Origin of the sequence: Flavobacterium ginsengiterrae (assembly GCF_039539785.1) — a bacterium.
GTDB lineage: Bacteria > Bacteroidota > Bacteroidia > Flavobacteriales > Flavobacteriaceae > Flavobacterium > Flavobacterium ginsengiterrae.
The window spans coordinates 1,060,172-1,084,404 of the sequence record NZ_BAABDU010000003.1 but is presented as its reverse complement, the minus strand read 5'-3'; the positions used below and the strand labels follow the sequence as shown (position 1 = coordinate 1,084,404).

The 24,233-nt window shown below is 32.3% G+C and carries 20 protein-coding genes; 11 read left to right on the top strand and 9 right to left on the bottom strand.

Annotated features, from left to right (window positions below):
* The first annotated feature begins 29 nt into the window (after positions 1 to 29).
* The 5 genes from ABD859_RS07595 to rpe all read left to right on the top strand — a co-directional run bounded on the left by ABD859_RS07595 (position 30) and on the right by rpe (position 6,211).
* On the top strand, positions 30 to 1,229 hold the full coding sequence (locus ABD859_RS07595; protein ID WP_345142404.1) for a DUF4249 domain-containing protein: 1,200 nt from the start codon (positions 30 to 32) through the stop codon (positions 1,227 to 1,229).
* 60 nt (positions 1,230 to 1,289) lie between these two features.
* Positions 1,290 to 2,465 (top strand): DUF4249 domain-containing protein, encoded by a 1,176-nt coding sequence (locus ABD859_RS07590; protein ID WP_345142402.1) that lies wholly within the window; start codon positions 1,290 to 1,292, stop codon positions 2,463 to 2,465.
* Positions 2,453 to 4,177, top strand: a complete 1,725-nt coding sequence (locus tag ABD859_RS07585) for a hypothetical protein (RefSeq protein ID WP_345142399.1) — start codon at positions 2,453 to 2,455, stop codon at positions 4,175 to 4,177. Before ABD859_RS07590 ends, ABD859_RS07585 begins: the two co-directional genes overlap by 13 nt.
* 168 nt (positions 4,178 to 4,345) lie before the next feature.
* On the top strand, positions 4,346 to 5,209 hold the full coding sequence (locus ABD859_RS07580; RefSeq protein WP_007804760.1) for a sigma-70 family RNA polymerase sigma factor: 864 nt from the start codon (positions 4,346 to 4,348) through the stop codon (positions 5,207 to 5,209).
* 339 nt (positions 5,210 to 5,548) lie between these two features.
* Positions 5,549 to 6,211 carry a ribulose-phosphate 3-epimerase gene (rpe, locus tag ABD859_RS07575; RefSeq protein ID WP_345142396.1) on the top strand — a complete coding sequence of 221 codons (663 nt, stop codon included), beginning with the start codon at positions 5,549 to 5,551 and terminating at the stop codon, positions 6,209 to 6,211.
* Between the two features lie 51 nt (positions 6,212 to 6,262).
* On the opposite strand, the gene ABD859_RS07570 is transcribed toward rpe, so the two are convergent.
* Positions 6,263 to 7,102: a helix-turn-helix domain-containing protein gene (locus tag ABD859_RS07570; RefSeq protein WP_345142393.1), complete on the bottom strand. Its 840-nt coding sequence runs from the start codon at positions 7,100 to 7,102 to the stop codon at positions 6,263 to 6,265.
* Positions 7,103 to 7,184: 82 nt separating this feature from the next.
* Between ABD859_RS07570 and ABD859_RS07565 the strand changes: the two genes are divergently transcribed.
* Positions 7,185 to 8,711 carry an MFS transporter gene (locus ABD859_RS07565; protein WP_345142390.1) on the top strand — a complete coding sequence of 509 codons (1,527 nt, stop codon included), beginning with the start codon at positions 7,185 to 7,187 and terminating at the stop codon, positions 8,709 to 8,711.
* 7 nt (positions 8,712 to 8,718) lie between these two features.
* Here the strand turns inward: ABD859_RS07565 and ABD859_RS07560 are convergent, their stop codons facing one another.
* A complete protein-coding gene (locus ABD859_RS07560; protein ID WP_345142387.1) occupies positions 8,719 to 9,501 on the bottom strand; it encodes a DNA/RNA non-specific endonuclease in 783 nt (260 codons plus the stop codon).
* 77 nt (positions 9,502 to 9,578) lie between these two features.
* Complete coding sequence (locus tag ABD859_RS07555; protein WP_345142384.1) at positions 9,579 to 11,762, bottom strand: carboxy terminal-processing peptidase; 2,184 nt, start codon at positions 11,760 to 11,762, stop codon at positions 9,579 to 9,581.
* Between the two features lie 212 nt (positions 11,763 to 11,974).
* On the opposite strand from ABD859_RS07555, the gene surE reads away from it, so the two are divergent.
* Genes surE through ABD859_RS07530 form a run of 5 tightly spaced genes read left to right on the top strand, consistent with a single transcriptional unit; the run spans position 11,975 to position 16,758 of the window.
* Positions 11,975 to 12,754 carry a 5'/3'-nucleotidase SurE gene (surE, locus tag ABD859_RS07550; protein WP_345142381.1) on the top strand — a complete coding sequence of 260 codons (780 nt, stop codon included), beginning with the start codon at positions 11,975 to 11,977 and terminating at the stop codon, positions 12,752 to 12,754.
* Positions 12,747 to 13,019 (top strand): hypothetical protein, encoded by a 273-nt coding sequence (locus ABD859_RS07545; protein WP_345142378.1) that lies wholly within the window; start codon positions 12,747 to 12,749, stop codon positions 13,017 to 13,019. The genes surE and ABD859_RS07545 overlap by 8 nt, the downstream gene beginning before the upstream one ends.
* 35 nt (positions 13,020 to 13,054) lie before the next feature.
* Positions 13,055 to 14,170, top strand: a complete 1,116-nt coding sequence (gene lpxB, locus ABD859_RS07540) for a lipid-A-disaccharide synthase (protein ID WP_345142375.1) — start codon at positions 13,055 to 13,057, stop codon at positions 14,168 to 14,170.
* Between the two features lie 12 nt (positions 14,171 to 14,182).
* Positions 14,183 to 14,680, top strand: a complete 498-nt coding sequence (locus ABD859_RS07535; protein WP_345142373.1) for a C40 family peptidase — start codon at positions 14,183 to 14,185, stop codon at positions 14,678 to 14,680.
* A 41-nt stretch (positions 14,681 to 14,721) separates the two neighbouring features.
* Positions 14,722 to 16,758, top strand: a complete 2,037-nt coding sequence (locus tag ABD859_RS07530; RefSeq protein ID WP_345142370.1) for a ComEC/Rec2 family competence protein — start codon at positions 14,722 to 14,724, stop codon at positions 16,756 to 16,758.
* A gap of 6 nt (positions 16,759 to 16,764) precedes the next feature.
* On the opposite strand, the gene ABD859_RS07525 is transcribed toward ABD859_RS07530, so the two are convergent.
* The 6 genes from ABD859_RS07525 to ABD859_RS07500 form a co-directional block, all read right to left on the bottom strand.
* Entirely contained in the window at positions 16,765 to 17,217 is a 453-nt protein-coding gene (locus ABD859_RS07525) for a thioredoxin family protein (protein WP_345142367.1), read from the bottom strand.
* Between the two features lie 271 nt (positions 17,218 to 17,488).
* Positions 17,489 to 17,941 carry a thioredoxin domain-containing protein gene (locus tag ABD859_RS07520; protein WP_012023503.1) on the bottom strand — a complete coding sequence of 151 codons (453 nt, stop codon included), beginning with the start codon at positions 17,939 to 17,941 and terminating at the stop codon, positions 17,489 to 17,491.
* Positions 17,942 to 18,165: 224 nt separating this feature from the next.
* Positions 18,166 to 18,633 carry a thioredoxin family protein gene (locus tag ABD859_RS07515; RefSeq protein ID WP_345142365.1) on the bottom strand — a complete coding sequence of 156 codons (468 nt, stop codon included), beginning with the start codon at positions 18,631 to 18,633 and terminating at the stop codon, positions 18,166 to 18,168.
* 56 nt (positions 18,634 to 18,689) lie between these two features.
* The gene (locus ABD859_RS07510; RefSeq protein ID WP_345142363.1) at positions 18,690 to 20,174 is read right to left on the bottom strand and encodes a peptide MFS transporter; all 1,485 of its coding nucleotides are present in this window, start codon (positions 20,172 to 20,174) and stop codon (positions 18,690 to 18,692) included.
* A 4-nt stretch (positions 20,175 to 20,178) separates the two neighbouring features.
* Positions 20,179 to 21,855, bottom strand: coding sequence for a peptide MFS transporter (locus tag ABD859_RS07505; protein ID WP_345142360.1), 1,677 nt, complete (start codon positions 21,853 to 21,855; stop codon positions 20,179 to 20,181).
* A gap of 36 nt (positions 21,856 to 21,891) precedes the next feature.
* Positions 21,892 to 24,063 (bottom strand): S9 family peptidase, encoded by a 2,172-nt coding sequence (locus tag ABD859_RS07500; RefSeq protein WP_345142357.1) that lies wholly within the window; start codon positions 24,061 to 24,063, stop codon positions 21,892 to 21,894.
* Between the last annotated feature and the right edge of the window lie 170 nt (positions 24,064 to 24,233).

Below are 24,233 nucleotides of genomic sequence, written 5' to 3'. Positions count from 1 at the left end.
ATCATATTAAAAAAGAATATGTTCCGGCAATGAAATTTCATTTTATAAAAAATATAATACTTTTATCAATTCTTGTAACCTTATTTAGCAGGTGTACAGAAGCATATCCGTTAATAACTAACAGATATGAAGAAGTACTGGTGGTTGAAGCGAATTTAACAAACGAACTCAAAAGACACGAAATAATGCTTACTAAATCTGCAAAGTTTGAAGATGAAAGTTATCTTACTGAAAACGGAGCAGAAGTTTTTATTACAGATGATGCGGGTAATCAATATAATTTTAGTCAAGATTCTGATAAATATGTCTCAGATGTAGAATTTCAGGCAGTTCCTAATACCAAATATCAATTACACATTAAAACCCAAAATGGCGGCTCTTTTGAATCTTCGCCAGAAGCACTTACCACTGTAACTCCTATACAAAGTGTAGCAGCCTCCGTTACAGAAAAAGACGGCGTAAATGGCGTTGCCATTCGTGTAAAAAGCTTTGATTCCGGCAGTACATCAAACTATTACAGATTTGAATATGAAGAAACCTATAAAGTTGTTGCCCCAAAATGGAGACCAATAAAAATTGAATGGAATTCAGCTACGCAAGCTCCGGATTTTGTACCAAATTCACCCGACACCAAAACCTGCTATGGTTTTAAAAAAAATGTAGAAATATTGCTAGAATCCACAAACAACTTAAAAGAAGACCGAATAGATTATTTAATTCGGTTTATTAACAGTAAAGATTACATTATCACAAACAGATACAGTATTTTGGTTAAACAATACATAGAAAGTAAGGCGGCATATGATTATTACAATACATTAAAAAAAACAGCAGCATCTGGAGGTACTATTGTTTCTCCTACACAGCCGGGCTTTTTATTAGGCAACCTAAAATCTGTTAACAGCAACAGTAAAATAGCAGGGTATTTTGATGTTTGTTCTGTATCGACAGAACGAATTTATTTTAACTATGAGGATTTATTCCCTGGTAAATTCCCGCCTCCTTATGTTGTAGACTGCAACGAATTTTGCTACTCAAGTGTAGAAGAGTTCGTTCCTGTTCCTTGTACAAATTGGGGACATTATGCAGAAGATCTATCCCGAGGGAAAATTGCCTATTATTCAGGTACCGGAAGCAGTGGCGGCTTTACGTATTGGGTTGATGCTCCCTGTGGAGATTGCACTACAATTGCCTCTAACATAAAACCTCCTTTTTGGGTAGACAATTAAAAAAAACAATGATTTCTTAATAAAAATCAAATTTAGATTAATACAGAATATATTCAAGCAATGAAATTATATACAATAAAAAACACCATTCTTCTATCACTTCTTACCATCCTGTTTAGCGGATGTACAGAAACATATCCTCTTTTAACTAACACTTATGAGGAGATAATAGTTGTAGAAGCCACATTAACAAATGAGCTTAAAAAACAGGAAATAAAAATCACTAAAACTTCAAAATTTGAAGATGAAGGTGTACAGGTAGAAAAAGGTGCCAAAGTTATTGTCAAAGACGATCAAAATCATGAATACATATTTGAAGAAAACAATGGTATTTATGTCTCACAATCTGAATTTGAAGCTGTATCCGGCACAAATTACACATTGGAAATAACAACAAGAGATGGAAAAATTTACCAATCTACACCTCAAACTTTAACAACAGTTAATCCAATTCAAAGCATTACGCCGGCACTTGCAACAAATAAAGACAATGAAACTGGTATTCAAATAAATGTTAACTCTTACGATGCAACAGGAACTTCAAAATATTATCGTTATGAATATGAAGAAAGCTATAAAATTGTTGCACCAAGATGGTCATCATTAAAAATTATTGCCACTGGTCCACAATCTGTTGATTTAATTAATAATGATCCTAATACAAGAATTTGTTATTCAACAAAAAAATCAACAGACATTATTTTGATGAATACCAACGAACTGACAGAAGATCGCGTAAACATGCCTGTAAGATTTATTGAAGAAAACAACTTTATCATTGGTCATAGATACAGCATATTAGTAAAGCAATATGTGGAAAATTTTGAAGCATATACATTTCATAAAACCTTGAAAGATATTGCCAGTTCTTCCAGTGTTTTATCTCCAAAACAACCAGGTTTAATTTCAGGAAACATTAGATGTATTAATGATTCTGGCACTAAAGTCATTGGCTTTTTTGATGTAGCTTCTTTTTCAGAGACAAGAATATTTTTTAATTACACTGATTTTTTCCCAGGCAAACCTGCACCCTACTTTAATACCTGCGACGACATTCCTTTTAAGTTTTGTTTTGGAGGAGAAGACTGTGAAGGAGAAACCATGATCTATAACATTAGTGGAGAACTCATGACTTATATAGGAAACAGCGGCATAAATTATAAATTAGTAGACGCAGTATGCGGAGATTGTACATCATTTTCATCTAACATAAAACCTTCATTTTGGACAGAATAAACCACTTAATTTTATTGTTTGTATTAATTAATACACAATTAAGCAGCGCACAACAAACTATCACTGTAGATGAAACTATTTTTATTCATCCAAATGCGACTACACTTATTTCTGGTGAAACATTATTGTATAAAGTCTATTGCTTAAAATCAGACAAAACACCAAGTAATATTAGTAAAGTTGCTTATGTAGAATTAGTTGATGATACTAAAAAATCTGTTTTTAAAACAAAAATTTCTTTACAAAACGCAAGCGGTCAAGGAGATTATTTTATCCCGACAACTTTAAAAACGGGAAGCTATAAACTAATTGGTTATACTAATTGGATGCTAAACAAGGCTAGTACAGAATTATTTCAACTAAACATTAATATTGTCAATCCTTACAAAGTTGACGAAAAAACGGTTGCTGCAAACATTTTAGCAAATGGTTCAAATAACGCTGATGAAGTTTTAACCAATGAGAATGTTTCGCTTAAACTAAACAAAAAAATGTTTTCAAATCGCGAATTGGTAGACTTAAAAATTCAGTCATCAAATAATAATTTTGTAGACGGAACTTATTCTCTTTCTGTTAGAAAACTAGACAATATTCCAACTCAAAATCATATTTCTGCAGTAAAATTTTCTTCAAATACTTCTTATCCTGTTGTATTAGATTTACAAAAGCAAGATCAAAAAATTATTCTGCCAGAAGTTAGAGGTGAAATTATTTCGGGGAAAATCTCTGCAAAAAATAATAGTGATAAAATTGAAAATATTTCAGTAGGATTATCTATTCCGGGAAAATCATTTGCATTTGAAGTAGTAAAAACAGACCGCGACGGAAACTTTATTTTTAACGTAAGCAAAACATTTTTTACATCGAATATTGTTATCCAGATTATTGATGAAAAGGCAAATAATTATGATGTTGCAGTAAACAACGGACCAGAAATTGATTATTCTAAAATATCTTTCGAAAAAGATTCTAAGTTATCTTATACCTTTAAAGAAAGCCTTTTAGAAAGATCTATTTCAAGTCAGGTTGAAAACGCTTATTATCATAAAAAAGTAGATAATATTGAGAAAGCTCCAACATCAGAATCTTTCTATTATCCTATTGCAAAAGAATATATTTTAGATGATTATACCCGATTTAAAACTTTAAAAGAAACTATAACTGAAGTTGTTGTTGAAGTTTACTCTAAACAAAAAGATGACAAAACATATCTTCATGTAAACGATCCTAGTATTTTTCCTCAACTTCCAGAATCTGCACTTGTTTTAGTCGATGGATTATATTTAGAAAACCAAAATGACCTGCTGACTTATAACATGAAAAATGTTTATAAAATAGAGCTTATTGTAGGAAGATATTACGTTGGTTCAAAATCATTTAACGGTTTAATTAGTTTTACAACTTTTGATAAAGATTTTAAAAGCACACAGACAGGTTCTTTTATTGCAAAACCAACTGTTTTAAGACCGCAGCCAAAAAAGATTTACAACAAAGTTAAATATGAAAATGCTGCCGATAATGAAAGAATTCCAGATTTTAGAAATCAATTATTATGGAATCCAGATGTGCAGCTAAATCAGGATTCTGAAACTTCATTTTATACTTCTGACCTATCTGGAACTTTTGAAATAAGACTTGAAGGATTTACAAAAAACGGTATTCCAGTTTCTATTAAAGAAAAAATAGAAGTTCAAAATACAAATACGAATTAATTTTTTTTAGAATTAAAAAATCATAAAACACTCAAAACCTGTCTATAACCAGACAGGTTTTTTTATTTTTTCAAAAAAAGCAAAATTTTTTCGATACAAATTGTAACTTTTTTGATACTGCGTACGTATAACTACTTGGACACTTAAAAAATTGAGGAGACACATAAGATGAGACAACTTAAAATCACCAAGCAGGTAACCAATCGTGAAACTGCATCGTTAGATAAATATCTACAAGAAATCGGAAAAGTTGACCTAATTACCGCTGATGAAGAGGTAGAATTAGCACAAAGAATAAAGGCTGGTGATCAAAGAGCTTTAGAGAAATTAACAAAAGCCAACCTACGTTTCGTTGTATCGGTTGCTAAACAATATCAAAATCAAGGATTAACTCTTCCTGACTTAATTAATGAAGGAAACTTAGGTCTTATCAAAGCTGCACAACGTTTTGATGAAACTCGTGGTTTTAAATTCATTTCTTATGCCGTATGGTGGATTCGTCAATCGATTCTTCAGGCTTTGGCAGAACAATCTCGTATTGTTCGTTTACCATTAAACAAAATTGGTTCTATCAATAAAATCAACAAAATGTATGCGTTATTAGAGCAGTCTAATGAGCGTCCGCCTTCTGCTGAAGAAATTGCAAAAGAACTTGACATGACGGTTAATGACGTAAAAGAGTCTATGAAAAACTCTGGTCGTCACTTATCAATGGATGCACCTCTTGTTGAAGGTGAAGATTCTAACCTTTACGACGTATTACGTTCTGGAGAATCTCCAAATCCAGACAGAGAATTAATTCACGAATCTCTTCGTACTGAAATCGAGCGTTCATTAGAAACATTAACTCCAAGAGAGGCAGATGTTGTTCGTTTGTATTTTGGTCTTGGCGATCAGCACCCAATGACTCTTGAAGAAATTGGAGAAACTTTCGACTTAACTCGTGAGCGTGTTCGTCAGATTAAAGAAAAAGCAATCCGTAGATTAAAACATACTTCTAGAAGTAAAATTCTTAAAACTTATCTTGGCTAATCACCAAATTTCCAAAAAGAAAAATTCTAAATTCTATTTACTTGGAGTTTAATGTAAATTTTCTTAAATTGGATATTAAAGCAAACAACAGTTTGATTGACTGTTCGTTTTTTGATTGATGATTGAAACTCCGGCTGATTACCGGAGTTTTTTATTTTATTTTTTACCATTAAGAGATTAAGAAAGTTAAGCTTATGAAACTTAATTAACTCAAAAAAAAAGCTAATTAAGTCTTTAGTTAATGCCTTAATGGTTAAAAAAAACCTGTGGCCTTTGCGTAATTCTTTGCGCTCTTTGCGGTTAAAAAATTATCTTTGTAAAGAAAAACAACACACTACAATGAAAAATACATTTATTGCTCCTTCTGTACTTGCTGCCGATTTTGCAAACTTGCAGCGCGATGTCGAAATGATAAATAACAGTCAGGCTGATTGGTTTCATATTGATATTATGGATGGAGTTTTTGTTCCAAACATTTCTTTTGGAATGCCGGTTTTAGAAGCTATTTCAAAACATGCAAAAAAATATATCGATGTTCACTTAATGATTATTGATCCTGATCGTTACATTAAAACTTTTGCTGATTTAGGAGCAAATGGATTAACGGTTCATTACGAAGCCTGTACACATTTACACAGAACGCTTCAGGCCATTAAAGCCGAAGGAATGAAAGCTGGCGTTGCTATTAATCCGCATACTAATATCGATCTTTTAGAAGATGTAATAAACGATATTGACTTAGTATGCATTATGAGTGTGAATCCTGGCTTTGGAGGACAGTCTTTTATAGAAAACACTTACGATAAAGTAAAGAAATTAAAAGCTTTAATTACACGCAAAAACGCTTCGACATTAATCGAAATAGACGGTGGTGTAACCAATAAAAATGCAAAACAGTTAGTAGAAGCCGGAGCAGATGTTTTAGTTGCAGGAAGCTTTGTTTTTAAAGCCGAAAACCCTATTGAAACAATCGCTGATTTAAAAGTCCTTACTACATTTTAAGTTTTAAACAGAATATAAATTTAAGCCGAAGTAATAACTTCGGCTTTTTTGTTAGACTGGAAAAATTTCAGCCTTTCTATAACCTGTTAGTGAAATATTTCGGTGTTTTTTAAAAAACTTATTTAAGTGACTCTCATCAGAAAAACCAAATTCATTTACAATTTCATTAATCCTCATATCACTAAATTTTAAACGATGTTCAATTAATCGGATTTTATAATTTGAGATAAATGACTGAATCGTTTCTCCGCAATGAGTTTTAAAATAGTTACCTAAATACGTATCTGATAAATCAAATTGATTTGCAATTACTGAAATCTTTAATTTCTGTGGAAAAAAAATATTAGTCTGAATATAATTAATGATTTCCAAAATCCTTTTGTCTGCATTTTCTTTTAAACCGGCAGGTTTAATTTTTGCAATATTTCTTGCGGCAATTACAATCAGAGCATTTATATAATGTGTGATTAAATCTTCGTCATAAATATCCTTATTTTTTATAGCGTGAATTAGCGAATCTGAAATTGATTTAACCAAAAATTCATCTTCTTTTCGTTTTAAAATGCAGCCAGATAAATGAGTGGCATAATACAATAAACATTCTATATGATCAATACTTTTAGATTGATATCTTTTTAGATATTCACTATTAAGTTTTACCAGTAAGAACTCTGTTGTATTTATAATATCAAATGTATAATGATCATTTGGTGTAAGCATCATTAGATTTCCTTTTTGATAAGATATTGCATTTCCGTTAATGTGAAGAAATCCCGATCCGGAAATAACATAAACCATTTGAAAAAAACTAAGATGTAGATTGACGAGCGGACATTCCTCTACTTTTTTGTAAATAACTTCAAAAGACTGATGTATATTTTCTTTTTTCATACTGCAAAAGTACTTATTTATCCTTTTTTTGTACTGACAAATACGTTTTATTCAGTTTATTTTTGATAAAAATATTTTTAAAATGAAACAAAAATTTTATACTCGTAAAAACTCTATTGCCTTAACTGCTATCTGCCTCGCTACCTTAATGTTTTCTCTTGAAATTTCAAGTGTGCCGGTAATACTTCCAACGCTTGAAAAAATATTAAAAGCCAATCTAAAAGACATGCAGTGGATTATGAACGCATACACAATAGGCTGTACTAGTGTGTTAATGGCGACAGGAACTCTGGCAGATCGATATGGACGAAAACGTATCTTAATTATTACTTTAATTTTATTTGCAGTTTCTTCTTTAATCTGTGGCGTCGCACAAAATACATCTGTGTTAATTGTTAGTCGGTTTTTTCAGGGAATAAGCGGCGGTGCAATGTTAATTTGTCAAATCGCTGCGCTCTCTCATCAATTTCAGGAAGGAAAAGAACGCAGTAAAGCTTTTGGAATCTGGGGAATCATACTTGGTATTGGATTAGGTTTTGGACCAATAATTGGCGGCGCAATTGCAGCAATATTATCATGGCAATGGGTCTTTTTAATTCATGTACCTCTTGCGCTTCTAGCTGCAATTCTAGTTTATAAATATGTAGAAGAATCTAAAAATGCTGATCCAAAAAAATTAGACACTTGGGGAATCCTTACTTTGTCTCTTTCTGTTTTTGGTTTAACTTATTTTATAACACAAGGTTCAGATCTTGGTTTCTCTAATCCAATAACTCTAAGCTCTATAGTTATTACAATAATAAGTTTTATTCTGTTTTTATGGATAGAAAAAACAAACCCCTACCCCATGTTTGACTTTTCTATATTCAAAATACGCAATTTTTCTGGTGGAATCTTTGGTTCGATTGGCATGAATTTCAGCTTTTGGCCTTTTATAATTTATTTACCTATTTATTTTCAAAGCTGTTTAGGATATGATGTTGTTACGGTTGGTCTTTCTCTTCTTGCATATACACTGCCTACCTTAATTATTCCTCCTTTCGCCGAGTTACTGTCAGCTCGGTATCGTTCAGGAATCATAGTTCCATTAGGGATGTATATAATAGGATTAGGATTTATTTTAATGAGATTTGGAGTAGCCGCAGAACATGCCAGCTGGATTACAATGCTTCCCGGATCATTACTAGCCGGAATAGGATTAGGCTTAACTAATACACCTGTAACTAATACAATAACTGGCTCAGTTTCTGCAAACCACGCAGGTATTGCTTCCGGAATAGACATGAGTGCGAGATTAATTACCCTGGCTGTAAATATTGCACTAATGGGCTTTTTATTAGTAAAAGGTATTTCCTCTTATTTAGACAATGTCTTTTCAAACTCTATTGATACAGCAACATTACATTCTATTGCAGAAAGAATTGCAGCAGGAAATTTTTCATCTCTCCATGAGGATTTTCCTGCGCTTAACAAATTAGATTCATCTAAAACAATTATCCACAACTCGCTTTCTCACGGTTTTGAAATTATTCTTTTATATGGTGGCATTGGAGTTTGGGTTCTAGCATCTATTAGTTTTATGACATTTAACTTTAAAAATAAAAAATAATTATCGATTAAAAATCCTTACTGCTTTTTAAGTTCTTTAAATTGGGAAAAAAGTCAATTCCTGTCATTTTCTCCAACGTTTCAATTGGAACTACAAAATCGTAAATAGACTTATCGCTGTCTGCGTTTGGAACCAAAAAAGCAATTGCTTTATGCTCTTTTCCAGACTTAGCCAGAACAATTTTATAAAAATATTTAGGAACAGAAACTCTCTCTGTTCCTATTTTTTTATCTGAATCTTTTAAAACACCGCCAGTAACTACATAAATATCATTGTATTTGTCTGCCCAATAACGTGTTTTTTGTTCAATTCTATTCCAAATACCGCTGTTAAAATCATGTTTTTGAGGCGAAATATTCGAAGTGTAAAAAGTATCATCATAAGCCTCTTTACTAAATTCCATATCACCAGCCGGACAAAGATGTCCTTTGTCATAACCAGATTTTTTATAATTTCTCCAATCAGCAGAGCCTGTTGTTACTTTTGGATCCTGAATAAAATACGGTCTTTTGTAGTTCCCGTTTTTTAAATATTCTTTCTTTAATTCGTAAGCAACCCATTCTGCCTGCTCAAATTTTTCATTATAAGATAATGTATAATATTTATGCTTAATAACTTGATTTGTAGTTGAGGTTGGTTCATAAGAAACAGAATACAGTAAACCTGTATTACTTTGATCCGAAACAAAGTTTTTTTGCTCCTGTACAATTGCTTCTGTATGCGTTACATTTTCTTTTTTACATGAAAATGCCATAAATGCCACTAAAAAACAAACTAAAATATTTTTCATAATATCTATGCACCTAAAAAAACGCTTCAAAAAAATATTTTTAAGAAGCGTTTTAATAACAAATTAAATTTCTCTAATTAAGATTTTACTAATTTTTCCTTTTTCATTTTAGGAGAAACTGCTGCTTTTACATAAGAAGGAGATTGCAAATCATCTAATACATTTAATGCTTCTTCTACATAAACATCTTTAGATAAAGCCTGGTGCCAAGCTTCTCTTTTTTCTTTTAAAGTAGCATCGTTATTCATTTCCTGCACTTCATAAGGTAAAGATTTAAAAACTAAGTTGTTTTTGTAATCAGAAATTGGTTTGTATTTTTTACCTTCATTTTCAACCTGTTCCTGAGTTTCTTTAAAACTCTTAATGTTCAGGCTGTATGTGTTTTCTTTATTTTTAACATCAATCCATTTTGCATTATCTTCAATTAATTTAAACTGAGGATTAACAGCAATTCTAGCTCGGCTTTTCTCGATAGCTTTACTAAAATTTTGGTTAGAAGTCCAAGTGCTGTAATCAGCTGGATCAATTTTATCCCATGGCATTGCATTGTCAATATCACGCTCACCCATTTTTAAATAAGCATAACGATCCGGCATTACAACGTCACTGTGAACACCTTCTAATTGAGTAGAACCACCATTGATTCTATAGAATTTTTGACCTGTAATTTTCAACGCTCCTAAATCGCCGTAGTTAGCATTACGAACAAATTGGTTCAAATCAAGTACATTTTGCACCGTTCCTTTACCATAAGTTTGTTTACTTCCAATGATAACACCACGTTTGTAATCCTGAATTGCCGCCGCTAAAATTTCAGAAGCCGAAGCAGAGAAACTGTTTACCATAATTACTAATGGCCCGTCCCACTCGATTTTTTTATCTTTGTCGTATAAAACTTCTTTCTTTTTTCCTGCAGATTTTACCTGAACAATTGGACCTTGCTCGATAAACAAACCGGCAATATCAACAACTGTAGAAAGAGATCCTCCACCGTCATCACGAACATCAAGAACAATTCCGTTAATGTTTTCTTTTTTCAGTCTTTCTACTTCAAGAGCAATATCTTTTCCGGCGTCGCGTCCGTCTTTATTTTCAAAATCGATATAAAATTTAGGAAGATAAATAACTCCGTATTTCAATCCGTCTTTTTCAACAATACTTGATTTTGCATATGTTTCTTCAATTTCAACCACATCTCTGATAATTGAAATTACTTTGATGCTTCCGTCAACTTTTTTAACCGTAAGTTTAACCTCAGTTCCTTTATGACCTTTGATTTTTTTGACAACATCATCAAGACGCATACCAACAACATCCACAGGCTCTTCGTTTCCTTGTGCTACTTTTAAAATTAAATCACCAGCCTCAAGTTGTTTTCCTTTCCACGCAGGTCCGCCTGAAATTAATTCATCAATTTGAGTAAAATCATTTTTCTTAGTTAATCTTGCACCAATTCCTTCTAATTTACCGCTGATATTTACATCAAAACGATCTTTTTCTTCGGGAGCAAAATAACTTGTATGCGGATCAAAACGAGTCATGATCGAATTTAAATACACTGAAAACCAGTAATCTTTATTCAGATCTTTAATAACACTAAAATTATCATCTAAAGATTTTAAAGAGCTTTCGCGCGTTTCTTTCTCTAAAGCTTCAAAAGATTTTTCTTTGTAAGAAGGATCTTTTTTCTTCTTTTCCTCTTCAATTTTTTGTTTTGTTACAAGCGAAGAAAGCGTAGATAACTTAATTTGTTTTCTCCATCTTTCATTAATTTCATTTAAATTTTTCGCATACGGAATCGTCTCATAATCTGCATTAAAAGTCTCATCTGTAGTATAATTGAAAGGCTGCGCTAAAATAGTTTTATAGCGTTTTTTGCTCTCTTCCATTCTCTTCATTAATCTTGTATAAGTTAAATTAAAGAATGTTAAGTCTTTATTTAAAAACTGATCATCAAGCATTAATTCATACTGCTTGAACTCATCAATATCCGACTGCAGAAAGAATCTCTTTGAAGGGTCTAATGCATCGATATAATCCTTAAAAATACCTTTTGAAAATTCGTCATTTATTTCGGCCGGACTATAGTGTCCTTTTTCAATAACAAAAGCCAGTAATTCTAAAAGTGTCTTGTCTCTATTTGGGTCCGGATCATCATTCTTATCTGCATTCATTTTAAATGCAAACAAGGTCAAAGACAAACATAATACGGCTATAAGTATTTTATAATTTCTTTTCATAAACTTAATAATAGCATTCATCAAATTTTTTAATCTAAGTTACGGTAAAAACTATGCCAACATGCCAAGATCAGTATAATTTTTTGTTAAAGATATAAAAATGTTTTTCGCTGAAAAGTGTTCCTGAATTTAGTTTACAATTTTTATTTATTTGTTAGTAATCTACCAAAATCTGTTACTACATTTGCTTTTACAAGCTTTAATTTTGAAAAATCAAAAATAGCAATCTTATCATGAAAGACGAAAAACCCTTAATATTAGTAACCAACGACGACGGAATTCTGGCCCCTGGAATCAGAGCTTTAATAAGCGTTATGGAAACAATTGGCGATGTTGTAGTGGTCGCTCCAGACAAACCTCAGAGTGCAATGGGACATGCCATAACTATAAATAACACTTTATTTTTAGATAAAATTTCTAAAGATGATGACACAGTTACAGAATACAGCTGCTCTGGAACTCCGGTAGATTGTGTAAAATTGGCAGTTAATGAAATCCTAAAAAGAAAACCTGATTTATGTGTTTCAGGTATTAATCACGGATCAAATTCGTCTATTAATGTTATTTATTCCGGAACAATGAGTGCGGCTGTCGAAGCCGGAATTGAAGGTATACAGGCAATTGGTTTTTCTCTTTTAGATTTTGACTGGAATGCTGATTTTGAACCTGCTAAGACGTTTGTAAAAACAATAGTTTTAGAAACTTTAAAGAATAAACTTCCCCCAGGCGTAGTTTTAAATGTCAATTTTCCAAAATTAAAAGAAAAGGAAATTAAAGGAATCAAAATCTGCCGTCAGGCGAAGGCTTACTACGCACAGAAGTTCGACAAAAGACAAACTCCGTTTGGAAAAGATTATTACTGGCTGACAGGAAAATTTACCAACGAAGATAACGGCGAGGATACAGACGAATGGGCTCTTGAAAACGGATACATTTCTGTTGTTCCTGTTCAGTTCGATTTAACGGCACATCACACTATGCAGCAACTTAATACCTGGAAATTAAATGGATAAAAAAGACGTTTTGATTGGTTTTTTAGTTGGAATTTTTACCGCACTTTTAGGCAGTTATTTGTTCATCAAATTCTTTACAAATTTTGATATTTCGACAGGAATTCAAACCATAAAAAAAATGGGTTATCTGGGCAAAATAATTACAATTGGAACCACTTTAGATCTGGCCGTATTTTTAATTCTTTTAAACCGAAATAAAGAAATGATGGCAAGAGGCGTGATTTTAGCCGTGATTGTTCTGGCCATTTCAACTATATTTATTTAAATCTTATCTTTGTGCTGCAATAAAAAATTGTTGATATGAAATACTACATCATAGCCGGCGAGGCTTCTGGAGATTTACACGGTTCAAATTTAATGAAAGCATTGTACGAGGAAGATCCTCAGGCCGACATTAGATTTTGGGGCGGTGATTTAATGCAAAAAGCCGGCGGAACATTGGTAAAACATTATCGCGATCTGGCTTTTATGGGATTTGTTGAAGTGCTTTTTAACTTAAAAACCATTTTAAACAATATTAAAATCTGCAAAAAAGATATTGCCGAATTTAAACCTGATGTGATCATTTTTATTGATTACCCGGGCTTTAATATGCGCATTGCAAAATGGGCTAAAGAACTCAACTATAGAACTCATTATTATATTTCTCCTCAAATCTGGGCATGGAAAGAAAACCGTATCAATGCCATAAAACAAGACGTTGACAGAATGTTTGTGATTCTTCCTTTTGAAAAAAGTTTTTATGAAGATAAACATCATTTTCCGGTAGATTTCGTTGGGCATCCATTAATCGACGCGATTCAAAATCAGCCTGCTTTTAACGAATCAGCTTTTAGAGAAGAAAATAAATTAGGCGAAAAACCTATTATTGCCGTTTTACCGGGAAGCCGTAAACAGGAAATCACCAAAATGCTGAGCGTAATGCTGAGTGTTGTTGATGATTTTCAGGATTATGAATTTGTAATTGCAGGTGCGCCAAGTCAGGATTATGAATTTTATCAGCAGTTTATAAAAAACAAAAACATTGCATTTGTTTCCAATAAAACCTATGATTTACTGCGTTCTTCAACAGCAGCATTAGTAACATCGGGAACTGCAACTTTAGAAACTGCACTTTTTAAAGTTCCGGAAGTTGTATGCTATAAAGGAAGCGAGATTTCATACCAAATCGCCAAAAGAATTATCACTTTAAAGTACATTTCGCTTGTAAATTTAATTATGGACCAGGAAGTTGTTACTGAATTAATTCAAGGTGAATGCAATTCAAAACGAATTAAAGAAGAATTAAACAAATTACTTGAACCTTCTTATCGTGAAAAACTGTTGAAAAATTACGATGTTTTAGAACAAAAACTTGGCGGAATTGGTGCCAGTAAAAAAACCGCAAAACTTATCGTAGCTGATTTAAAATCTTAAAATATTACTGTTTTGAAAAAATTATTCGCTTTTCTTCTTTTATCAATCGTACTGGTTTCTTGTAAATCAACGTCTACTGCTGTAAGCAAAAATGAATCGAAAAGCGAATCAAAAAAAGAAAACAGATATCTTGTAAAAAATTTAATCGACAAAGCAACAGACAATATTGGCGTAAAATACAAAGCCGGAGGCACGACAAAAAGCGGTTTTGACTGTTCTGGTTTGGTTTACACCACTTTTGAATCTGAAAATATAAAACTGCCAAGAAGCTCTTTTGAACAAGCCAAAATTGGAAAAGTAATTCCTTTAAATGATGCCAAAAAAGGAGATTTAATTTTCTTTAAAACCAACAAAAGCAGGCAGATTAATCACGTTGGACTTATTACCGAAGTGAATTCAGATGAAATAAAGTTTGTTCATTCTTCAACCTCAAAAGGCGTTATAATATCTTCTACAAAAGAAGCCTACTACAAGAATTCATTTGAGCAGGTAAACAGGATAATTGAATAAAATATATTTATTTTCTTACAAATATTTAATACTTTTACTTCATGAAAGTATTAAATTTTCCTTTGGTTAAAATTACGATTGCGTTTATTTTTGGGATTTTAGTTTGTTATTATTGTCAGCCTTCACTGTCTGCTTCGTTTGTTTTTCTTGGAATTACAGCGACCTCATTCTGTATTTCATTTTTTCTTTCTAAAAGAAACAAAAAGACCGGTATTTTCTTTACAATAAACAGTCTGCTAATATCATTTTCCGTTGGAATCAGTGTTTTGCTTTTTCATACTGATACTTTCGATAAATCAAATTACACACACACCAAAACGGCTTTTGAAAAACCTCAATTTATAACTTTTACATTACGGGAAAAACTAAAAAGCAACGATTACAACGATCGATACATCGGTCTGATAAATAGCATAAACAACACGAATTATTCAGGCAGTATTATTGTCAATGTTCAAAAAGACAGCTTAAAAAATCCTCTTATAATTGGAAATAGTATTCGAGTAAAAACGACTCTGCAGAAAACTTCTTCCAGCAAAAACCCAAATCAGTTTGATTACGCACAGTATTTAGCCAACAAACAGATTTATGCCCAATTGTACTGCAAAAAATCAGAAATACAAATCAGCAGAACACTTCAAAAAGACATTTGGTATTATTCCGGACGTCTGCATTCTCGAATTCTTAAAAATCTTGAAAGCGCTCATTTTAGTAAAGATGAAATGAATGTTGCTCTGGCTTTAATTTTAGGACAGCAACAGGAAATTTCAGCAGATATAATCAAAGATTATCAATATTCCGGCGCTACGCATGTTCTTTCGGTTTCAGGGCTTCATGTAGGCTTTATAATGCTTTTTATAATGTTCATTTTAAAGCCCATTCCTAATACCAGAAAAGGTTCTGCGATAAAACTGGTTTCAATACTTATTTCATTGGCGGGATTTGCTGTTATTTCTGGTTTGTCTCCTTCTGTATTGCGTTCTGTAGTTATGTTTTCATTTGTGGCCATTGGAAATCATTTGCGCAGAAGCGGTAATATTTATCACACTTTACTGGTTTCTATTTTATTGATTTTACTTTTTGAACCCTATTTTCTATTTGATGCCGGTTTTCAACTCAGTTATCTGGCTTTATTTTTTATTGTCTGGCTTCAGCCGGAGTTAGATAAGATCTGGAAACCAAAAAATAAAATTATCGTTTATATCTGGAATGCAATAACGGTTTCTTTTGCCGCTCAAATTGGCACGTTACCGCTGTGTTTGTATTACTTTCATCAATTTCCGGGATTATTTTTTGTTACTAACATAATCATTCTTCCTGTTCTTTCTTTTATAATGATTGCCGGAATCATTGTTATGATTATTGCCATTTTTAAAAGCCCGCCTGATATACTGGTTTATATTTTCGAAAAAAGTATTTTTATTTTAAACCAGCTCATTCACTATGTAGCCTCTTTTGAATCTTTTGTTATTCAAGGTATCAGTTTTAATTTTTATTATCTGATTACATTATATCTTGTAATAATAAGCACCACGATCTGGTCAAAAAAACCGGGTTATAACAAACTGCTGGTAGTATTTATTTCTGTAATTTCATTTCAGCTTTCTTTACTTTACACCAAAAAAGAAATTTCAAACCAAGAGGAATTAATCGTTTATAATGTAAAGAAAAACACTTTAATTTCTACAAGAAACGGACAAAATATAACGCTTTTTGCAAGTGATACTACAACAGACAAAAGTACAAAAAACAGCATTTTTAACTCCTATTTGATTGGCAATTTTGGCGTTTTGAATAAATCGAAGCAAATTAAAAATGTGCTTTTTTTTAAAGGTCATAAAATTTCGGTAATAGACAGCACAGGTATTTATGAAAACAAAAAAAATCCCGAAATTTTAATTTTAACCCAGTCTCCCAAAATTAATCTGGAAAGGTTACTTACAGAACTCCATCCGGAAATAATTGTTGCTGACGGATCTAATTCGTATGCATTACAAAAACTGTGGCAGACAAGCTGTAATAAAAAAAATATCCCTTTTCATGCCACAGCCGAAAAGGGATTTTATCGATTAAATTAATCTTTTTTATTCTTCTGGATTTAAAATCAAATTAGAATTTGTTATCCATGTATTTACACCTCCGGAACTATAGGTAAGTTTTCCTAATGTATTAAAATTCGTTTTTCCTTTTCGAAGTGTCGCACTTGCATAACAAACCTCAGGAAGATTAACAACTCCAAAAGCGTTCTTCAACATTAAACTTTGCTCTCTCACTTCACTTGCTATATTCGGATCAGATAAATCAAGTTTTACCAAAATCACATTTTTACGTGACCATTTTTCAAAATCAGCAGTTTTAAAAACTTCATTTTGCAATGCTTCAGCTGCTCCGGCGGCGGTAAATAAAATCAGCATAGGCTTTCTTTGTTCATTACTCACATTAATGGCCTCAGTCATATCAGTCTTCCATTCCAGATTTTGAGATTGGGCTAAATTGGCAATTAGTAACAATAGTAGGATAAGTAATTTTCGGCTCATAAATTATTGGTTTTGGGGTTAGGTTTATAAAACTAAATTAACATAAAACCGGCACCAAACAATAGTCTTTAAAACAAATAGTTACAAAAAAAGACATTAAAACGAAATTCTCTTTTTAACACTTTAATCTTTGAAAAAAATTGAAAAATTACCCTGTTAAAATATTAAATGTATAATTTACATTTAATATTATTTCTTAAAAAATATCCCTTTTCAAAATACATTGAAAAGGGATTCTACAAATTAAACCAAGAAACTTAATTTAAATTTATTACTCACTCGGATGCAGGATATTATTTGATTCTGCAATCCATGACTTTGCCCCACCCGGCTTATAAGAAATTTTTCCAAGAGCGCTAAAAGTCGTTTTATTTTTTCTTACCGAAGCGATAGCGTAACATACTTCTGGTAAATCCTGAACGCCAAACGCATTTTTTAATCTTACATTTTGTTCTTTATCTCCATCAGAAGCTGTTTCATCAGATAAATCCAGCTTTACCAGCACCACGTTATCACGCGACCACACAGCAAAATCCGGGGTTTTAAAGATTTCATTTTGAAGATTTTCTGGTACACCTGAGGCAGTGAATAAGATCAACATTGGTTTTTTTTGCTCATTGCTGATGGCTATTGCATCAGTCATATTAGTTCTCCATGCAAGGGTTTGTGCCTGAACAAAAAATGAACCTAAAAAAAACAGTAGGATAAGTAGTTTTTTAGTCATATTATATTGGTTTTGGTTAGTATAGCGCGACTAAATTAACACAATATTTTAATTATCCAAATTATATAACCTTAAAAAATACATTATATGTTTTTTTATACATAAATAAATATATAAATAATAATTTCGAAAAGAATTTATGAAAACCTTTTCTTACTAAACAAAAAAACTCCTTACATTGCTGTAAGGAGTTTATATAGTATTTATAACTCTAAATTTCTTTATTAAGACTTTTTTGGATGAACAATACTTTCTGCAACTGTCAGCCATGCCGACGGACCTCCGGCAACATATCCGGTTTTTCCAAGACCTTTAAAATTAATCTTTCCGTCTTTAGATTCAGCACTCGTAAAGAATACTGTTGGAAATCCCTGAATTCCAAAAGCCTGCTGTAATTCATTATTCTGGCTTTTTAATTCCGGAGTCTGAGCTACTGCTCTTGGATAATCTAATTCTACTAAAACAACATTATCTGAAGCCCATTTTTTGAATTCTGCAGTCTTTAAAACTTCATTTTGCAAACGAATGCACCATCCGCACCAATCACTTCCGGTAAAGAACATTAACATTGGTTTCTGCTCTTTATTACTTATCGTGATTGCTTCTTTAACATCAGTATACCATTTTAGTTCCTGAGCCTGACCAGCAAATGCTCCAACTACAAATAAGGCTATCAATAATATTCTTTTCATAATGTATTATTTTTCGCAAATTTAAACAAAAAACAGATTGAAAAAACAGTTTCTGCTTATTTTACTTCCTGCATTAATCTTCTAATTAACGGGGTTGCAACAATCAAAATTACTCCGGCAATTAAAGAATACAATGCTAATTGATAATATCCGTCTGTATAAGCGATAAGTTTAGACATTAACGTAGTCCCTGTATTAGCATCAGATATTTCTGCTCCTAATTTTCCTGCAGCAAACTGACCAAAAGCACTTGACAAGAACCATAATCCCATCATCATTCCAAACAATCTTTTAGGTGATAATTTTGTAATTACCGACATTCCTATTGGACCGATACATAATTCTCCCAGTGTATATACAAGATATCCTAATGCAAAAACATCAAGAGAACTTAATCCGTTTTCATCTACAAAAAATCTGGCGCTGTAAAAAACAAAGAAACCTGCAGCAAGCAAAATAAATGACAAACCAAACTTAATAACCGTATTTGGTTCAATTTTTCGCTTAGCCATAAGTATCCATAACAATCCTACCAAAGGGCTGAAAATAACAACATACAACGAATTGATACTATTATTTACCACATTTGGATCAATATGAAAAAACAACATTTTGTTAGATAAATTATCTTTTGCAAACAGTGACAATGAACCTCCTGACTGCTCAGAAATTGCCATAAACATAAAATATCCAAAGATGAATACAAATGCCGCTAAAAGTTTTCTTTGCTGCTTTGGATCCTTTAACATTATCAATTCATAAGCAAAATATCCTAATGCCGCTATTCCCATAGTATACATAAAGTACTCTGTAAAATCAGAATTGATAACCATGATATAAACTAATGGAATCACAACAAAAGAACCAACGTAAACTGCTATTTCGTAAAGATTACGTTTTTTAGGCGCATGATTTTCTAATGGGGAATTTCCAATTGGCGCTAAGTGTTTTTTCGTTAAAAGAAAAGTTATAACTCCAATTATCATAACAATTGCCGCCGATAGAAAACACAAGCTCCATGAATAGTTTTTTCCTAAATAAATAGGAATTGCTCCTCCAAGCATTCCTCCAATGTTAATTCCGGCATAAAACAATCCGTAACCAGCATCACGACGACCGTCGCCTTCATGATACAACTCTCCTACCATTGAAGAAACGTTTGGCTTAAAGAAACCTGTTCCAATAATAGAAAGTGTTATTCCGTAATAAAAGAAATCATGCGGAGATGCTGCAATAAGCAAATTCCCAAGAATCATTACAATTCCGCCAAAAAGAAGCGATTTCTTAAAACCTAAAATTTTATCTGCAAAAATTCCTCCAATAAAGGTAAACGCATAGACAAAAGCCTGAATCGCACCATATTGAAGATTTGCTTTTCCTTCTAATAAACCCAACTGGTCTACCATAAAAAAAGCTAAAACCCCGCGCATTCCGTAGAAACAAAAACGTTCCCACATTTCAACCAAAAACAAGTACCACAATTGTTTTGGGTACTTGCCTTTAAAATTTTGAATTTCTTCTAAAGTAATATTGTTTTCCATTTTATTATCTAACACCGTGCATTAATTTTTTCAATAGTGGTGTTAAAGCAAATAATAAAATTGCAGCAATACCTGTCAAGACTACAAAAACCATAAAAAATTCATATAAATTATGGATTTCAAATCCTGCAAAAATTGGATTTTGAGCACTAATTTGGTGGTGATCCAACAAAGTCAACTGGTCCGCTGAAAGTGTTACTTTTTTATCTAAAACTGCTTGTAAATCAATTCCAAGCTCTTTTGCTTTTGCAAATTTATCCCCAGTTGCAGGTAAGATAGAACCTAAAGTTCCTCCTAATGCATATCCAGATGCATTAGACAAAAAGAATACTCCGTATAATAATGATGCAAAACGTTTTGGAGATAATTTTCCAACCAATGATAATCCAATTGGAGATAAACACAACTCAGCACATGTATTTAAGAAATATAATAAGATAAGCCATTTAACTAATAAAAGTCCTGAATTTCCAATATAAGAAACCTGAGTTGCAATCATTAAGAAACTCATAGAGATAATTACTAATCCGGCAGCAAGTTTTACCGGAGAAATCGGCTCTTTGCCTTTTGCTCTTAAAGTATCCCAAAGAATACTAAAAGGAACTGCTAAAAAGACAACAAACATTCCGTTAAAAATCTGCACCATCGATGGTGGCATTGCCCAGCCAAAGAAATGTCTGTCTGTTTGGTTATCTGCAATAAAAGTTAAAGAAGAACCTGCCTGCTCAAATGCCGCCCAAAAGAAAATAATAAAAAACGACACGATGTAAATTACAATAATTCTGTCTCTTTCAATTTTAGTTAAAGAAGTATCAGAAATAATTAATCCTGCTAAAGCCAAACCACTTGAATAAATCAAAGTATAAATCAAGTTCTGACCTACAACATAATGAAAAAAGAATCCTAAAGCGATAAATGCAATTCCTGCACCTATTAAAGCTTTTGTAGAGAAGTTTGCTTTTTGCGCTTCTCCTTCTTCAAAATCCGAAGCATCATTTTTAGAAGGAAGTCCTCCTAAAGCTTTTCCTTCCGGAGAAACTACATATTTATTTTTTAGGAAGTAAAAAAGAATTGTACCTAATAACATTGCAACAGAAGCTGCCATGAATCCCCATCTAAAAGCGTGGATATCTCTAATTCCTCCTGCATCTTTAACATCTCCTAATAAAGGACAGATTGACTGACCTAAAAATGCTCCAATGTTAATACCCATATAGAAAATAGTAAATGCACTATCTAATTTTGTTTTTTCTTGTTTTGGATACAAACTTCCCACCATACTAGAAATGTTTGGTTTGAAGAATCCGTTACCAAAAACAATTACTCCCAATGCAGAGTACATAATAATTTTAGCCAAATCTAAATTAGATTCGAAGACACTTCCGCTGGTAAACAAAAGCATTTGTCCGGTCGCCATTAATAATCCCCCTAAAAGGATACAGTTTCTGTTTCCTAAATAACGATCAGCAACAAAACCTCCAAGCATTGGAGTTAAATAACAAAGTCCAAGGAAACCTCCGTAAATTAAAGAAGCCTCTTCTTCCTTCATCAATAATGAATTCACAAGGAATAAAGTTAATAAAGCTCGCATTCCATAAAAATTGAATCGCTCCCACATCTCCGTTCCAAACAATACCCAAAGCCCTTTTGGATGCGCGGTTTTTACTTGTGTTTCTCCCATATTATTCACTATTTAATTAGGTTTATGTATTTTAGATTATAAATTTTCTTTGATGAAATTGGTCATTTTATTGTAAAGCTGAACTCTTGTTTTTCCGCCATAAATACCATGATCTTTATCTGGATAAATCTGAGAATCAAATTGTTTGTTCGCCTGAATCAACGCTTCCATCATCTGCATTGTATTTTGAACGTGAACATTATCATCGCCAGAACCGTGAATCAACAAAAATTTACCTTTTAATTTATCAACGTGATTTATTGGAGAGTTTTGATCGTATCCGCTTGCATTTTCCTGTGGTGTCTGCATGTATCTTTCTGTGTAAACGCTGTCATAAAAACGCCAGTTTGTAACCGGAGCAACAGCAATTGCCATTTTAAATACATCACTTCCCTGGAAAATACAGTTAGACGCCATAAAACCACCATAACTCCATCCGAAGATTCCAATTCTTGAAGCATCAACATACGGATAAGCACCAATTACTTTTGCTGCATCGATTTGATCTTCAACTTCATATTTACCTAATTCTTTTTGAGTCACTTTTTTGAAATCAGCACCTTTATAACCTGTACCTCTTCCGTCTACACAAGCCACGATGTAACCTTGCTGTGTTAATGAAAGAAACCAGTAATCGTTAGAATTGTTCCACTGATCTGCTACCTGCTGTGATCCTGGTCCAGAATACTGGAACATGAATACAGGATATTTTTTTGAAGGATCAAAATCTTTTGGTTTTAAAATCCAAGCGTTTAATTCATTTCCTTTTGCTGTTTTTAAAACAAAAAATTCTTTTGAAGGAAGATTATATCCTTTTAACTTATCAGCAAGTGCCTGATTGTTTTCGATAACCTGAATTTCTTTTCCTGTTTTAGCCTCATTTAAAGTATACGTTGTAGGTTGTGTATTACTTGAGAAAGTAGTGATAAAGTATTGGAAATTTGGACTGAAAGTAGCTGCACTTGTTCCTTTTTTAGAAGACAAACGAACTTTGTTTTTTCCGTCTAAACCAATTTTGTAAAGATCTCTGTTTATAGAACCATTTTCTGTAGACTGATAGAAAATAGTTTTTGTTTTTTCGTCGAAACCGTAGTAAGAAACAACTTCCCAGTTTCCTTTTGTAACCTGATTTTTAAGTTTTCCGGTTTTATCATATACATAAATATGATTAAAGCCGTCTTTTTCGCTTGTCCAGATAAAACTGTTATCTTTTAAGAAAGTTAAATTATCAGTAATATCAACATAAGCTTTGTCTTTTTCATTTAAAACCACTTTTGCCGAAGCTGTGTTTCCATCAATAAATAATAAATCAAGATTATCCTGATGACGGTTTAAAACCTGAGCCGACAATATATTGTTATCATTTGTCCACTGCATTCTTGCAATGTAAAAATCATTATAATTACCTAAATCTACTTTTTTAGAAGTATTTCCAGCCGCATCATAAATATGTAATGAAACTACAGAATTTTTTTCTCCTGCTTTAGGATATTTAAAAGTATCAATTGTTGGATATAAATCCTTGTGAAACATTGACATTGAAAATTCCGGAACCTGGCTTTCATCAAAACGAATGTAAGCTAGTTTTTTACTGTCTTTACTCCAGTCAAATGCACGTACAAAGGCGAATTCTTCTTCGTAAACCCAGTCAGTAATACCGTTAATTACAGCATTTTTCTTTCCGTCAGTTGTAACCGCTGTTGATTTTTTTGAAGCAACATCGTATATATAAAGGTTATTTTGTTTTGCGTAAGCAATTTTGGTTCCATCTGGAGAAAATGTTGGTTCCTGAATTTGAAAATCAACAAGTTTAGTTAGAGATTTTGCTGCAATATCGTATAAGAAATAATCTGCAGTAAAAGAGTGACGGAAAATTTTAGTTGAATTACAAGCAATTAAGATCTTTTTTTCAGAAGCATCAAAAGTATAGCTGTCAATTCCGTCGGCAAGTTCTTTGTAGTTTTTGGTATCAATAAGATTCGATACTTTTTTAAGCGTTGCAAAGTCGTATAAATCAATCTGCATGCTCCTGCTCGCCTGGTCAACATTTAAAACAGTATATTGATTTGTATTTTTCAGCGATTGAAGTTCGTCCATTCCTTTAGCCCGGAAAGTACCGCCAAAAACATTTTCGACAGTTATTTTTTGCTGTCCAAAAACGACCGCAGTTAAAAATAAAAGTACTGCAGTAAATTTACTTGTATTCATTAGAATTATTTTAAATATAAAAAGAGCCCAATTTTAATAAAAAAAATAAACATAATACACATTTTAAGTGTTAAATGTTAAAAAAAATAACGATTGCGTATTTTGATCTTTAAAATACATTGCAAACAAAAGTCTTAAAATAGTATCTTTGCCGCAACATTATTATTTAA

Coding starts and splice junctions, on each gene's coding strand:
- ABD859_RS07595 (WP_345142404.1), top strand. CDS start 30: ATGAAATTTCATTTTATAAAAAATATAATACTTTTATCAATTCTTGTA.
- ABD859_RS07590 (WP_345142402.1), top strand. CDS start 1,290: ATGAAATTATATACAATAAAAAACACCATTCTTCTATCACTTCTTACC.
- ABD859_RS07580 (WP_007804760.1), top strand. CDS start 4,346: ATGAGACAACTTAAAATCACCAAGCAGGTAACCAATCGTGAAACTGCA.
- rpe (WP_345142396.1), top strand. CDS start 5,549: ATGAAAAATACATTTATTGCTCCTTCTGTACTTGCTGCCGATTTTGCA.
- ABD859_RS07570 (WP_345142393.1), bottom strand. CDS start 7,102: ATGAAAAAAGAAAATATACATCAGTCTTTTGAAGTTATTTACAAAAAA.
- ABD859_RS07565 (WP_345142390.1), top strand. CDS start 7,185: ATGAAACAAAAATTTTATACTCGTAAAAACTCTATTGCCTTAACTGCT.
- ABD859_RS07560 (WP_345142387.1), bottom strand. CDS start 9,501: ATGAAAAATATTTTAGTTTGTTTTTTAGTGGCATTTATGGCATTTTCA.
- ABD859_RS07555 (WP_345142384.1), bottom strand. CDS start 11,762: ATGAATGCTATTATTAAGTTTATGAAAAGAAATTATAAAATACTTATA.
- surE (WP_345142381.1), top strand. CDS start 11,975: ATGAAAGACGAAAAACCCTTAATATTAGTAACCAACGACGACGGAATT.
- ABD859_RS07545 (WP_345142378.1), top strand. CDS start 12,747: ATGGATAAAAAAGACGTTTTGATTGGTTTTTTAGTTGGAATTTTTACC.
- lpxB (WP_345142375.1), top strand. CDS start 13,055: ATGAAATACTACATCATAGCCGGCGAGGCTTCTGGAGATTTACACGGT.
- ABD859_RS07530 (WP_345142370.1), top strand. CDS start 14,722: ATGAAAGTATTAAATTTTCCTTTGGTTAAAATTACGATTGCGTTTATT.
- ABD859_RS07525 (WP_345142367.1), bottom strand. CDS start 17,217: ATGAGCCGAAAATTACTTATCCTACTATTGTTACTAATTGCCAATTTA.
- ABD859_RS07520 (WP_012023503.1), bottom strand. CDS start 17,941: ATGACTAAAAAACTACTTATCCTACTGTTTTTTTTAGGTTCATTTTTT.
- ABD859_RS07515 (WP_345142365.1), bottom strand. CDS start 18,633: ATGAAAAGAATATTATTGATAGCCTTATTTGTAGTTGGAGCATTTGCT.
- ABD859_RS07510 (WP_345142363.1), bottom strand. CDS start 20,174: ATGGAAAACAATATTACTTTAGAAGAAATTCAAAATTTTAAAGGCAAG.
- ABD859_RS07505 (WP_345142360.1), bottom strand. CDS start 21,855: ATGGGAGAAACACAAGTAAAAACCGCGCATCCAAAAGGGCTTTGGGTA.
- ABD859_RS07500 (WP_345142357.1), bottom strand. CDS start 24,063: ATGAATACAAGTAAATTTACTGCAGTACTTTTATTTTTAACTGCGGTC.